Source organism: Actinoplanes sp. NPDC049668, assembly GCF_044465445.1.
GTDB lineage: Bacteria > Actinomycetota > Actinomycetes > Mycobacteriales > Micromonosporaceae > Actinoplanes.
Genome location: NZ_JBITLR010000009.1, coordinates 346,535 through 359,126 on the forward strand (window position 1 = coordinate 346,535; position 12,592 = coordinate 359,126).

11 protein-coding genes are annotated in these 12,592 nt (G+C 72.5%); 6 read left to right on the top strand and 5 right to left on the bottom strand.

Annotated features, from left to right (window positions below; translation table 11 throughout):
* Positions 1–8: 8 nt before the first annotated feature.
* Positions 9–899, top strand: coding sequence for an Acg family FMN-binding oxidoreductase (locus tag ACIBSW_RS35055; protein ID WP_354727498.1), 891 nt, complete (start codon positions 9–11; stop codon positions 897–899).
* On the opposite strand, the gene ACIBSW_RS35060 is transcribed toward ACIBSW_RS35055, so the two are convergent.
* Entirely contained in the window at positions 865–3,534 is a 2,670-nt protein-coding gene (locus ACIBSW_RS35060; protein ID WP_354727500.1) for a PEP/pyruvate-binding domain-containing protein, read from the bottom strand. The two genes, ACIBSW_RS35055 and ACIBSW_RS35060, sit on opposite strands and share 35 nt — an antisense overlap.
* Before the next feature lie 180 nt (positions 3,535–3,714).
* Between ACIBSW_RS35060 and gap the strand changes: the two genes are divergently transcribed.
* From gap to ACIBSW_RS35075, 3 genes are all read left to right on the top strand, one after another.
* Positions 3,715–4,731, top strand: a complete 1,017-nt coding sequence (gene gap / locus ACIBSW_RS35065; protein WP_354727502.1) for a type I glyceraldehyde-3-phosphate dehydrogenase — start codon at positions 3,715–3,717, stop codon at positions 4,729–4,731.
* Between the two features lie 190 nt (positions 4,732–4,921).
* Positions 4,922–5,290, top strand: a complete 369-nt coding sequence (locus tag ACIBSW_RS35070; RefSeq protein WP_354727504.1) for a CBS domain-containing protein — start codon at positions 4,922–4,924, stop codon at positions 5,288–5,290.
* Positions 5,291–5,358: 68 nt separating this feature from the next.
* The gene (locus ACIBSW_RS35075; RefSeq protein ID WP_404799549.1) at positions 5,359–7,791 is read left to right on the top strand and encodes a phosphoketolase; all 2,433 of its coding nucleotides are present in this window, start codon (positions 5,359–5,361) and stop codon (positions 7,789–7,791) included.
* Positions 7,792–7,858: 67 nt separating this feature from the next.
* Here ACIBSW_RS35075 and ACIBSW_RS35080 read toward each other — a convergent pair whose 3' ends face one another.
* Complete coding sequence (locus ACIBSW_RS35080) at positions 7,859–8,341, bottom strand: hypothetical protein (protein WP_354720340.1); 483 nt, start codon at positions 8,339–8,341, stop codon at positions 7,859–7,861.
* Between ACIBSW_RS35080 and ACIBSW_RS35085 the strand changes: the two genes are divergently transcribed.
* The gene (locus tag ACIBSW_RS35085; protein ID WP_354720342.1) at positions 8,316–8,663 is read left to right on the top strand and encodes a universal stress protein; all 348 of its coding nucleotides are present in this window, start codon (positions 8,316–8,318) and stop codon (positions 8,661–8,663) included. The genes ACIBSW_RS35080 and ACIBSW_RS35085 overlap by 26 nt on opposite strands.
* Before the next feature lie 112 nt (positions 8,664–8,775).
* A complete protein-coding gene (locus tag ACIBSW_RS35090) occupies positions 8,776–9,774 on the top strand; it encodes an Acg family FMN-binding oxidoreductase (protein ID WP_354720343.1) in 999 nt (332 codons plus the stop codon).
* Here ACIBSW_RS35090 and ACIBSW_RS35095 read toward each other — a convergent pair.
* The 3 genes from ACIBSW_RS35095 to ACIBSW_RS35105 all read right to left on the bottom strand — a co-directional run bounded on the left by ACIBSW_RS35095 (position 9,771) and on the right by ACIBSW_RS35105 (position 12,562).
* Positions 9,771–9,926: a hypothetical protein gene (locus ACIBSW_RS35095; RefSeq protein ID WP_354720345.1), complete on the bottom strand. Its 156-nt coding sequence runs from the start codon at positions 9,924–9,926 to the stop codon at positions 9,771–9,773. The genes ACIBSW_RS35090 and ACIBSW_RS35095 overlap by 4 nt on opposite strands.
* Before the next feature lie 94 nt (positions 9,927–10,020).
* Entirely contained in the window at positions 10,021–11,667 is a 1,647-nt protein-coding gene (locus ACIBSW_RS35100; protein WP_354720347.1) for an ABC transporter permease, read from the bottom strand.
* Positions 11,657–12,562, bottom strand: a complete 906-nt coding sequence (locus ACIBSW_RS35105; protein ID WP_354720349.1) for an ABC transporter ATP-binding protein — start codon at positions 12,560–12,562, stop codon at positions 11,657–11,659. The genes ACIBSW_RS35100 and ACIBSW_RS35105 overlap by 11 nt, the downstream gene beginning before the upstream one ends.
* Between the last annotated feature and the right edge of the window lie 30 nt (positions 12,563–12,592).

Sequence of the window (12,592 nt, forward strand, 5' to 3'; positions counted from 1 at the left end):
AGCCCTGGTTGTTCCGGATCGCCGGGCCCGCGGTCGACGTGTACGCCGACCCGGGCCGCCGGCTGCCGGTCCTCGACCCGGATGGGCGCGAGCAACTGATCAGCGTCGGCGCGGCGGTCTTCACCCTGCGCCTGGCCATCCGGCAGGCGGGCTACCGGTGCCGCTCGACGACGTTCCCCGATCGGGAGGAGCCCGATCTGGTCGCCCGCGTCCGGGTGGCCGGGCCCGCGGCGGCGACCCCGGCGGTGGAGGCGCTGGCCGCGGCCGTGCCGCACCGGCACACCAACCGGTTCCCCTTCGCACACACGCCCGTGCCGGACAACGTCCTCGATCACCTCGCGGACGCCGCCCGCCGGGAGGGCGCCACGCTCACGGTGGCGACGCCGGCGGGCCGGGAGAGCATCCTGCGCCTCGCCCGCGAAGCCGATCAGTGGTTGCGGGCCCGCCCGGGCTACCGGGAGGAGCTCGGGCGCTGGTCCGGCACCGGCGTCCGGCCCGACGGTGTCCCGATGTGGGCGGTGGGGCCGTGGGACGCTCTCGAGGCGGTGCCGATGAGGGACTTCGCCGAGCTGCTGCCGCTGCCGCGGCCGACCGATGAGTTCGAGCCCTATCCGACGCTTCTGGTGCTCAGCACGGACGGCGACGGCCCGGCTGACTGGGTGCTGGCCGGGCAGGCCCTGCAACGGGTGCTGCTCACCGCGACCTGGCAGAACCTGTCGACCACGCCGATCAGCCAGCCGGTGGAGGTGCCCGGCCTGCGGCGGCGGCTCACCGATCCGGCCGGCGGCCGGCTCGCGCAGCTGGTGTTGCGGGTCGGCTTCGGCAAAGCGGTCGGCGTGACGCCCCGGCGCAGGCTCGCCGACGTCATGCTCCGGAGGTCGGCGCCGGCACCGGCATGATCAGACCGGTGGTGCCGTCGACGGTGATCCGCTGACCGGTACTCACGTGCGTGGTGGCGCCCGCGACGCCGACGACGGCGGGGATGCCGTACTCGCGAGCCACCACGGCGCCGTGCGAGTTGGCGCCGCCCATCTCCATGACGAGACCGCCGGCGGTCAGGAAGAGCGGCGTCCAGCCCGGGTCGGTGGACGGGGCGACGAGGATCTCGCCGGGCTCCAGGTGGGCGCCGACCGGGTCCAGGATCACCCGGGCCGGTCCGGTGACAGTGCCCGCCGAGGCCGGTGTGCCGGCCAGCGCGCCGTCCGGTGCGGCCGGGCCGGGCAGGTCACGCTCGGGTTCGGTGCCGTCGGAGAGCAGCACCCGGGGCACATGCCGGCGGCGCATCTCCCGGTCGTATTCCGCGCGACGAGCGGCGATCAGGGCGTGCTGGTCGCTGCCGGCGAGCGCCGCGCGGATCTCGGGCAGGTCGAGGAAGAACACGTCGTCGGCGCTGCCGATCCGGCCGGCGGTGGTCAGCTCGGTACCGACGATGGACAGCTGCCGGCGTACCGCGGCCAGCACGACGATGAGGTAGTACTTCGGAAACTCCCGCAGCCCGGCCAGGGCTCGAACCCGGCCGAGAGCGAACCGGACCGCGCGGCGGCGCAGCCCGCCGCGGGCGCGGCCGATCAGGGTCGTGGTCATCTCCTCGGCCTGCCGGGCGCCGGCGGCGAACACGGCGTCCGGTGCCGCGGCCGGGTCGTCGAGGCGCTGGTAGTTCAGGAGCACGCCGAGCACGTGCCGCGGGTCCTCCGACCAACGCGGCAGGCCGAGGTCGATCTCTGCGACGGCGCGGTGACCGTAACGGTCGAGGAAGGCCGCCAGGCCCTGCTGGGCGACCGGCGGCAGTGTGCCGGCCCGGTACCGGTCGGCCAGTGTGTCTGGGTCCGCGTCCAGGGTCTCGCCGGCGGTGCGGATCCGGCTGGCCAGTTGCCACAGAGCCAGGTCCATCTCGGTGGTGACGTTGTTCGGCAGGCCGCGCAGCACGGTTTGCAGCTCGCCGGGCGCCAGGTCGGGGCGCAGCAGCCGGCCGGCGAGGCCGAGCATGGCGAAGCCGGCGGCCGCGGCCGGCGCGGCGACCGGCATGACGACGCCGACGACCTCATGGGCGAGGACCTGTTCGACCAGGTCGAGCCGGTCGCCGGCGGTGGTGGTGGCGGGCAGGTCGAGCCGTCGGCGGGCGGCGTCGGCGAGGCCGTCGAGGTCACGGCGGACCCGCTGCGGGTCTCGCAGCGCTCGCACGACACGGACCGGGAGCCGGTTGCGGGCGGCGATCCGCGCGGCCCGGGCCGCGGTGGGCAGTACGGAACGGTGGGTCAGCGCGAACTCGGGCCGGTCGAACAGCGAGCGCATCACCACGGCGGCGCGGGCCTCCATCACGTCGAACACCCGCGGCACGAGGGCCCGGCCGACCCGGCTTCGCAGTACGCCGGTCAGGTCGACGAACAAGCGCAGCCCGGCCTGTGAGTATGGGGCGGCCCCGGTGACCGGGTCGGCGACCGGGCGGCCGAGCAGCTCCGCAACACCGCTGCTGAGCAGCCGGAGCGCGGCCAGGCCGAGTGGCGTCAAGGGCCGGGTCAGTCCCTGCGCGAGGGTGAAGCAGAAGTAGGCGCGCACTCCGTCCCGGGCGGCCGGTAACGGGTAGACCGTGGTCACCGGCCGGGCCTGGGTCAGCCACAGCGTGCCGCCCGCGTCGATGGCCCATTCGATGTCCTGCGGGTCGTCGTAGTGGGCCTCGACGCGAGCGCCCAGGGCGGCGAGGGCCTGTAACTGTGCGTCGGTAAGGCACGGGCTGCCGGCGTCGCCGGGCTTGGCGACGTGTTCGACGCCGCCGCCCGGTACCCCTCGGACAAGCGTCTTCTTGTCGCCGAGGCGGCGTTCGCGGATCTCGCCGGTTGCGGTGTCGACCACGAAGTGGTCGGGGTTGACCATGCCGGAAACGACCGACTCTCCCAGCCCGGGACTGGCATCGATGACCGCCTCGTGGCGGCGGCCGGTGACCGGGTTGGCGGTGAACAACACGCCGGCGACGGCGGACTGGACCATGGCCTGGAGGACCACGGCGAGGCGGACGGTGCGGTGGTCGATGCCGTTCGCGGCCCGGTAGGTGACGGCCCGATCGGTCCACAGCGAGGCCCAGCAGCGGTGTACCGCGTCGAGCACCGCCGCCTCACCTACGACGTTGAGATAGGTGTCCTGCTGGCCCGCGAAACTGGCGAACGGCAGATCCTCGGCGGTGGCCGAGGAGCGGACGGCGACCGCGTCCATGCCCCGGTACCCGTCGGCGACGGCGGCCTCGATCGCTGCCGGGATGGGCGCCGCGCGCAACGCGCCCCGCACCCGGCCGGCGAGGTCGGTCAGTCGCCGCAGGTCGCCGGGTGCGGTGGCGACCAGGTCCTCGATCATCTCGTCGAGCCCGGGAACCGCGTGGGTGACCTCGTGGTACGCGGTGGTCGTGACGCAGACGCCGGGCGGCACCGGCAGGCCGGCGCGGATGAGTTCCCCGAGGTTGGCCGCCTTGCCACCGACCTCGCCGAGCATGGTGGAGTCGATGTCGGCGAGGTCGAGCACCAAGCGGGAGGGATCGACGGACATGGCGAATCTCCTCGGAGGGCAGGTACCTCGACGATAGTCAGCGACACCTGTCGCAGTGAGCCTTCGCCGAAGATTGCCAGGCTGCCCCCGGCGCCGCCCTCCGCCGGGACTTTCGACTCTGCCCGGCCGTCGGGCGCGGCGGAAGGCTGAGGAGAGGAAGAGAGAATCTGGAGGACGACCATGACCTACCGCATCGCGATCAACGGTTTCGGCCGGATCGGCCGGAACTATCTGCGCCGGCTGTCGGACAGGACGCCGGCCGGCGAGGGCCTGCAGGTGGTGGCGGTCAACGATCTGTACGACACCGCCTCCCTCGCCCACCTGCTCGAGTACGACTCGACCTACGGCCGCATCGACGCCGAGATCGGCCACGACGAAGACAATCTGATCGTCGACCGGCGCAGCATCCCGGCCTTCTCCCTGCGGCGACCGGACGAGCTGCCCTGGGGCGACCTCGGCGTCGACCTGGTCATCGAGGCGACCGGCAGGCTACGCACCCGCGACGAGGCCGCGCTGCATCTGAAGGCCGGCGCCGGCCGGGTGCTCATCTCCGCGCCGGGCAAGGGCGTGGACGCCACCCTGGTCCCGGGAGTGAACGCCGGCACCTACGACCCGGTCCGGCACCAGATCGTGTCGGCCGCATCGTGCACCACGAACTGCGTGGCGCCGCTGGTCAAGGTGCTGCACGACGCATTCGGGATCGAGCAGGGATATCTGACCACCGTTCACGCGTACACCAACGACCAGAACGTGCTCGACGCGCCGCACAAGGACCCGCGCCGCGCCCGTGCGGCGGGCGTCAACATCATTCCGACCAGCACGGGCGCCGCCAAGGCCGTCGGCCTGGTGCTGCCGGAGCTGGCCGGCCGCCTGGACGGCGTGGCACTGCGGGTGCCGGTGGTGGACGGTTCCATCAGCGACCTCTCCCTGGTACTCGGCACGGACGTCACGGCCGACCGGATCAACGAGGTGGTAGCCGCCGCGGCCGCCGCGGATGGGCCGATGCAGGGCATCATCCGCTACGCCGAAGCGCCCCTGGTCTCCACCGACGTCCTGGGCGACCCGGCATCGTGCGTCTTCGACGCCCGCCTGACCCAGGCGCAGGGCCGGCTGGCCAAGGTGTTCGGCTGGTACGACAACGAGTGGGGCTACACCAACCGCCTCGTCGACCTGACGAGGCTGATGGCGCAGAGCTGAGGACCGCTGCCATCCTGGTCCGGTCCGATCAGGACCTACGGCCCTGCCTCCGCCGGATCTGCCGGCCCTATCGTCGGGACACCTGCTACGCAAGATCGAGTACGGCGGTGACGAGACGCCTCGAATCTTCGACGGGTCGCGCCGTCGGGGCGAACGGCGTAAGGCCCAGGGCCGGACGGCGGCTGACCTGATGAGCGCGCCGGCCGTCGTGGCGCTCGCCGACACCTCGATCGCCGCGGCCGCCCGGCGTATGGACAGCGAAGGCGTCAAGCGGCTCCCGGTCACCGACGACCTCGGTCGCCTCGCCGGCATCGTCTCCCGCGCCGACCTGCTCAAGGTGCACCTGCCATGTCGAGCATGTGGCACGGGCGGCGCGAACGGCACAGGCGAACGCAACGAGTCGCTGGGCCGAACGTCCCGCGCGACAGCAACGAGCACCTGGTCGCGGCACCGCCGCCGGTTCCCTCTCCGGACAACGGCGCGAGGGGACGCCCGGTCCTGGCGAAGGTCCCGCCCGCGCGGGCCGGACGGCCCGCCGTGGGCGCCCTTGGGCCCCTGACCGTGCGATCACGACGGACATACGGTGAGACGGAACAGTCGGAGCCCTGCCCCTCGAAAGGAACTGCCGTGACCGCCATTTCGGACGACCAGGTCGCCACTCGCGCCGACGATGAGACGGCCCGAGCACTCGCTGTCCCGACCGAGACGGAGATCGCTCAGCTGGACGCCTGGTGGCGGGCGAACAACTACCTGACCATCGGGCAGATCTACCTGCAGGGCAATCCGCTGCTACGCGAGCCGCTGACGCCGGCGCACATCAAGCCGCGGCTGCTCGGCCACTGGGGCACCAGCCCCGGCCTCTCGCTGATCTACGCGCACGTGTCCCGGCTGATCCGCTACACCGGTCAACAGGCCATCTATCTCGCGGGTCCTGGGCACGGTGGCCCGGCGCTGGTCGCCGCCGGCTACCTCGAGGGGACCTACAGCGAGACCTATCCGGAGATCAGCCAGGACGAGGCCGGCATGCTGCGGCTGTTCCGGCAGTTCTCCAGCCCCGGCGGCATTCCCAGCCACGTGTCGGTGACCACGCCCGGCTCGATTCACGAGGGCGGCGAGCTCGGCTACGTCCTCGTCCACGCGTTCGGCGCGGTGATGGACAACCCGGACCTGCTCGCCATCGCGGTGGTCGGCGACGGCGAGGCCGAGACCGGGCCGCTGGAAGGCTCCTGGAAGGGCGTCTCGTTCCTCAACCCCAAGCACGACGGCGCGGTCCTGCCGATCCTGCACCTCAACGGCGCCAAGATCGCCGGACCGACCGTGCTGGCCCGTAAGGACCCGGACGAGGTACGCGCCCTGTTCCGCGGTCACGGCTACGACGTCCTCGAGGTCGAGGGTTCCGACCTGCCCGGCATGCACCACCGTTTCGCTGCCGTCCTGGCCGAGGCGTGGGGCAGGATCCGCGCTATACAGACCGCCGCCCGCGACGGCGAGTGGAACGGAACCCGGCCACGCTGGCCCCTGATCACGCTGCGATCGCCGAAGGGGTGGACCGGTCCGGAGACGGTCGACGGCATCACGGTGACCGGCACGTGGCGCTCACACCAGGTTCCGCTGTCCGGGGTACGCGACAACCCCGAGCACCTGGCGATCCTGGAGCGCTGGCTCAAGTCGTACCGTCCGGAAGAACTCTTCGACGGCGGCGGCGCGCCCACCGCCCACGTGCGCGGTCTCCCGCCTAAGGGTGCCTTGCGGATGAGCGCAAGTCCGCACGCGAACGGCGGCCGCCTGACTGAGGAACTGGCCCTGCCCGACTTCCGCCGCTACGCGGTCGACGTGCCGCGCCCGGCGGAGCTGCGCGCGGAATCGACCCGCAAGCTGGGTGAACTCATGCGCGACACCTACACGCGCAACCCGGACCGGTTCCGGCTGTTCTGCCCGGACGAGACGAACAGCAACCGGCTCGGTGCGGTGTTCGAGGTCTCCGACCGGGGCTTCATGGAGGCCGTCACGCCGGAGGACGTCGCGATCAGCCGTGACGGCCGCGTCATGGAGGTGCTGTCCGAGCACAACTGCCACGGCTGGCTGGAGGGCTACACGCTGACCGGGCGGCACGGCATGTTCGCCACCTACGAGGCGTTCGCGATGGTCAGCGCCTCGCAGACCGTGCAGCACGGCAAGTGGCTGCAGGAGGCCCGGAGCCTGCCGTGGCGGGCCGAGGTGCCGAGCCTCAACGTGTTGCTGACTTCGACGGCGTGGCGCAACGACCACAACGGCTTCTCGCACCAGGGACCCGGCCTGATCCAGGTGGTGCTGACCCAGCGCGGCGATATCGCCCGGGTCTACCTGCCGCCGGACGCGAACTGCCTGCTGTCGGTGGCCGACCACTGCTTCCGGTCCCGCTCGTACATCAATCTGATCGTCATCGACAAGCAGCCGCAGCTGCAGTACCTGACGATGGACGAGGCGATCGAGCACTGCACCCGCGGCGCCGGGGTCTGGGAGTGGGCCGGCACCGACGACGGCACCAGCGACCCGGACATCGTGCTGGCCTGCGCCGGCGACGTGGTGACGATGGAGACGGTCGCGGCCGCGCAGATCCTCAAGGAGCGGCTGCCCGGCTTCAAGGTCCGGGTCGTCAACGTCGTCGACCTGATGACGCTGCCCCGGCCCAAGGACCACCCGCACGGCATGAGCGAGACCCAGTTCACCGAGCTGTTCACCGACACCGTCGACGTCGTGTTCTCCTTCCACGGCTACCCGGGCGCGATCCATCAGCTGGTGCACGGCCGGCCCGACGCCGACCGGTTCCGCGTGCGCGGCTTCGTCGAGCAGGGCACCACCACAACCCCGTTCGACATGACGGTACGGAACAGGGCGTCGCGTTATCACCTGGTGATGGACGCGATCAACAACGCCAAGCGGCTGCCGCGCGGCGCCACCGTCCTCAAGCAGTGGTGCGAGCAGCAGCTGGCGAAGCACGAGGCGTACGTCATCGAGCATCTCGAGGACATGCCCGAGGTCCGCGACTGGTCCCTCGCCGGCCGGGCGCAGCAGGGCTGACAGAAGGCCCGGATGCCGGGATCCCAGGGCCGCGCGTCGAACCGCGCGGCCCTCGATCCGTCGGTGGTCACGTCACGGGCATGTCCCTGCGGCGCAGCCCGGCGAGACCTGCCGCGCCGAGGGCGGCGGCGATGACGGTGAGCCACAGCACCGGCGTCAGCGTGAACGCGGCGCCGGGCAGCTTCGGTACATGCGCGAACGGGGTGAGATCGACGATCCGCTGGTTCAGCCCGAACAGCGCACCGAGCTCGAAGAGCAGGACCGACACGATGAGTGCGGCCCAGGTCAGCGAGGCGCGCCCGGGCGCAAAGCCGATCAGGGCAGTGCCCAACCCGGCCAGCACCCACGTGGCCGGCAGCTGCACCAGTGCGGCGCCGAGCAGTCGCCCTGTCTGCCCACCGATGTCGTCGACCTGCGCGCCGTACGCGAGACCGGCGGCGACGCCCGCCACGGCCAGCAGCAGCGCCGTGCCCAGCAGCGCGAACGCCAGGTGGCTGGCCGCCCGGCGCGGCGGCGGGCTGTCCGTGGTGCGGTCGTATCTGCCCGCCATCCCGCTCTGGCTGGCCGCCGAGGTCCGTCCGGCCGACGTGGAGACCCCGGAGGCGGACGCGGAGGAACGCGCCCGGCTGGAGGAGCAGCTGGCCCCGTGGCGGGCCAAGTATCCTCAGGTGCCGGTCGAGGTGCTGCTCACCCACGAGAGCGCGGCATCCGCGCTGGTCAAGGCGTCGGCCGGGGCTCAGCTCGTGGTGGTGGGCAGCCACGGGCGCGGCGGCATCACCGGGACCCTGCTGGGTTCGGCCGGTCTGCAGTTGCTGCACCACGCGGAGTGCCCGGTGTACATCAACCGTCCGCCGGCCTACGTGCGGCAGTAGGTACGCCCCGTAGCCCGGGCCGCACGGCGCTCCGAACCGGGACCAACGGCCCTGCACCATCCCGTCACGGCCTGGCAGGTTGAGGGGACAAGCAGGATCGGAGGCTCCCGCCATGAACGCCAACGCCAACCTTGTCCCGCGCGCCGAGGCCCGCGTGGCCCTCGAGTCGGCCGCGCGGGTGTCCCTGCGCGCACCGTCGGTGTTCAACACCCAGCCGTGGAAGTGGCGCATCACCGGTGACGCCGCAGAACTGTCTTCTGACCCGGAGCGCCGACTCGGTGTGACCGACGCGGAGGGACGCCTGCTGCTGCTCAGCTGCGGCGGCGCGCTGCACCACGCGCGCGTCGCCCTGGCCGCACAGGGCTGGCGCGCGGAGGTCGACCGCCTGCCGGACGAGCGGCGCCCGGACCTGCTGGCCCGAATCCGGGTGACCGGCAATACCGCGCCGGACCCCGCAGCGGGGAGTCTGGCCGACTCCATCAGCCGCCGGCGCACCGATCGCCGGTCCTTCGGCGAACGGCGGCTGTCGGACGAGACGCTGGCGCGGCTGAGCCGGCTGGTCGAGGCCGAGGGCGCACGCCTGCACAAGGTGCCGGACGAGCGCGTTCCAGCGCTGTCTGTGGTGGTGGACCAGGCCGCCGACGTGGAGTACTTCGACCCGGCCCACCGCAGCGAGCTGACCCGCTGGACGCACCGGCCGGCGTGGACGGGCGACGGGGTGCCACCCGCCACGGCGGTGCAGAACAGCCTGCGCCGGGTGCCGGTGCGTGACTTCTTCCCGTCCGGCTCACCGGGCCTGCTCGCCGGCGCCGGTGACGACGAGGGCGCGGCGTACGTGATTCTCGTCGGTGCCGGTGAACGCCCGATGGACCTGCTGTGCGGCGGGGAGGCGATGTCGGCGCTGCTGCTCGGCGCGACCGCCGAGGGCATCGCCACCGCGCCGATCAGCGAGGCCGTCGAGGTGGCCTGGCCGCGCCGGCTGCTGCGGCGGCTGCTGCCCGAGGACGGCGAGCCGTTCCTGGTCGTGCGGCTCGGCTACGTCGACTCCGACGAGGTCCTGCCGGTGTCGCCGCGGCGCGAGGTCCACGACACCATCCAGGTCGACGACTAACCGCCCGCCGGGCGGCTGACGATGGCCCGGGGGCCGGGCCATCGTCGTACCGGGTTGTAGCCGGCGCGATCGCGCCCCGCCTCCAGGGCCAGCAGCGCGCCACCGCCGATGCCGAGACCGGCCGCGGGCGCCACCAACAGATCGCCTGCCACCAGCACATCGCGGCAGGGCGGGCGGGGGCAGAGCCGGAAGTCTCCAACGAGCGGGAAGTCAGGCCCCCTGATCTGCCGGGCCACCGGCGGATCGTCAGGGTCCGGCGAGGGCACCGCGTCGCCATCGGGCCACCAGCAGGGCGAGCACCGTCCATCCGGCGACGACGGACAGATGGTCCCAGGCGATACCCGCGCCGGTGTCGCCGGATCCGGTCGCGGCGAGTAACGCCTGCAGGAGGTGGCGGATCGGAAACACGTCCGCCACGGCGGTGAGCGGGCCGGGCAGCGGCTGATCTCCGACGACGAAGACCTCCGAGATGAAGCAGAGCGGCAGCAGCGTGCCGAGCGTGACGGCGACCAGCGAACGTGCCGACGGCATGACAGCGGCGAGCGCCAGGCCGAGCGCGGAGAAGCACAGAACTCCGGCGCCGAGCGCGAGCAGGAGCGCCGGTACGCCGCCGGCGGCGACGCTGACGCCGCCGAAGCCGATGCCGACCGCGGCGAGCACGGCGCAGGCCAGCAGCACGATGATCAGAGTCGCGCACACCCGGCCCGCGACGTACCAGCGGAACGGCAGGGGAGTGCCGCGCAGCCGTTTGAGGACACCCGCGGACCGGGCACCCACCACGGCCTCGGTCAGGTTTACATAGCCGACCACCGCGGCGGTGTAGGCCGCCATCCCGGCGAACAGGTACTGGGCCATCGGAAGGCCGTGTACGCGGGCGTCGCCGAAGACCGTCGGGAGGAGCATCAGCAGCAGCGCCGGGAAGACGACGGCGAAGAAGACCGAGAGCGGGTCGCGGCGCAGGCCGAGAAGCGCGTACCCGATCTGGCCGCGAAGCAGCGCACCGGGCGCCCAGCGCCGGCGTTCGCGGGGCACCGTCAGCCGCGCGGGTCCGGGCCTGCGCGTGGGGGTGACCGTCGGCGGACGCGACGAGAGCCGCGGCTGCCAGCCGAAGCCGCGGCGGGCGAGCACCGCGCCGAGCGCCGCCCAGACGGCGAGGACGGCGAGATGGCGCGGTGTGAAGCCGTACCCCTCGCCGGGGCGGAAGGTCTCGGCCATGGCCTGAGCGAAGTGCTTGAGGGGCAGGACCGAGCCGGTTGCCGCCAGCCAGCGGGGGAGTTCGGCACCGACGATGAACACGTCCGAGATGAAGGCCAGCGGGATCAACAAGCCCTGGGCAAGGGTCTGTGCCGCCGCAACCGTCCGGGTCGCGGAGGCCAGCGCCAGGCCGAGCGCCGCGCAGCAGGCGACCCCGAGCAGCAGCGTGACCAGCATCGCGGGCACCTTGCGCCAGGGGATCTCGACCCCGTAAGCGAGCACTCCGACGGTGGCGAGCAGTGCCACCACCGCCCCAGAAACGATCATCGAGGCGCCGATCCGGGCGGTCAGGACGGCCCACGCGGGCACGGGCGCGGCGCGCAGGCGAAGGAGCACGCCGCTCTCCCGCATGACGGCGGTGTCCACGGCGAGCATGGTGAAGGACGCCTGTGCCACCCCGAAGACGGCGAAGGGCGCGACAAGGAACTGGGTCACGGCAACGCCGTCGCCGGTGACCCGGCGCCCGATGATCGACGAGACGATGACCAGGAACGCCAACGGGAACGCGAGGGTGAAGAACACGGCGATCGGGTTGCGCAGGAACGCGCGTACGGCATGGACGGTCAGCGCCGGTACACCGGCCGGCCGGGTGTGCTGGATCCGCGGCACGACCCGCGCGGGCACCTGCTCAATGGTCATCGTCGTGCTCCCGGGTCAGGGCGAGGTACACGTCCTCCAGCGCGGGCGGGGTGACGGCGAAGTCGGACAGGACGATCCCGCGGGCGGTAGCCCAGCCGGTCAGGCGCGAGGTGTCCGGCACCGGTGCGTGGGTGACGAGTCGTAGCCGGCCGTCGCGGAGACGAGGCCGGGCACTGAGCTCGGGCAGGTCCGCGACGACCGTGGGTACCCGGCAGCTGATCACGGTCGGCAGGTCACTCGCTTCCCGCAGCTCCTGTGGAGTGCCCTCGGTCAGCAGCCGGCCCGCGCGCAACACCGCGACCCGGTCGGCGAGCCGTTGCGCCTCCTCCAGGTAGTGCGTGGTCAGCAGGATCGTGGTGCCGAGCTCGCGCAGATCCGCGATGAGGTCCCAGGCGTGGTGTCGGGCGGCCGGGTCGAAACCGGTGGTCGGCTCGTCGAGAAAGAGCAGGTCCGGCGCGCCGGCCAGGCCGAGCGCGAGATCGAGACGCCGCCGCTGCCCACCGGAGAGGCCCTTGACCCGGGTGGACCGCTTGTCGCCGAGCCCGACCACATCGATCAGCTCCTCGGGGTCGTACCGGCGCGGGAACAGTGCGGCCTGCAGGCGAACCAGCTCGCGGACGGTGAATTCCTCCTCGAACCCGGCAGACTGCAGAACGACGCCGATCCGCGCCCGGTAGGCCGCGCCGCCGGTCGCCGGGTCGTAGCCCAGCACCTCGACCGAGCCGGAGTCCCGCGTGCGGTAGCCCTCCAGTATCTCCACGGTGGTCGTCTTGCCGGCACCGTTGGGCCCGAGAAGCGCGAAGATCTCGCCCTCGTTCACCGTGAAGCTGATGCCGTCGACCGCCCGCACCGGCCCGTAGGCCCGGACTAGGTCGCGTACCGCGATGGTGGCCATGTACCGAGCCTGCGCCCGTCCCGCCCGCCG

What these genes read in the sequence shown, in the direction of transcription:
- ACIBSW_RS35070 (WP_354727504.1), top strand. Translation starts at nt 4,922, where the DNA reads ATGAGCGCGCCGGCCGTCGTGGCGCTCGCCGACACCTCGATCGCCGCG.
- gap (WP_354727502.1), top strand. Translation starts at nt 3,715, where the DNA reads ATGACCTACCGCATCGCGATCAACGGTTTCGGCCGGATCGGCCGGAAC.
- ACIBSW_RS35060 (WP_354727500.1), bottom strand. Translation starts at nt 3,534, where the DNA reads ATGTCCGTCGATCCCTCCCGCTTGGTGCTCGACCTCGCCGACATCGAC.
- ACIBSW_RS35105 (WP_354720349.1), bottom strand. Translation starts at nt 12,562, where the DNA reads ATGGCCACCATCGCGGTACGCGACCTAGTCCGGGCCTACGGGCCGGTG.
- ACIBSW_RS35080 (WP_354720340.1), bottom strand. Translation starts at nt 8,341, where the DNA reads ATGGCGGGCAGATACGACCGCACCACGGACAGCCCGCCGCCGCGCCGG.
- ACIBSW_RS35100 (WP_354720347.1), bottom strand. Translation starts at nt 11,667, where the DNA reads ATGACCATTGAGCAGGTGCCCGCGCGGGTCGTGCCGCGGATCCAGCAC.
- ACIBSW_RS35090 (WP_354720343.1), top strand. Translation starts at nt 8,776, where the DNA reads ATGAACGCCAACGCCAACCTTGTCCCGCGCGCCGAGGCCCGCGTGGCC.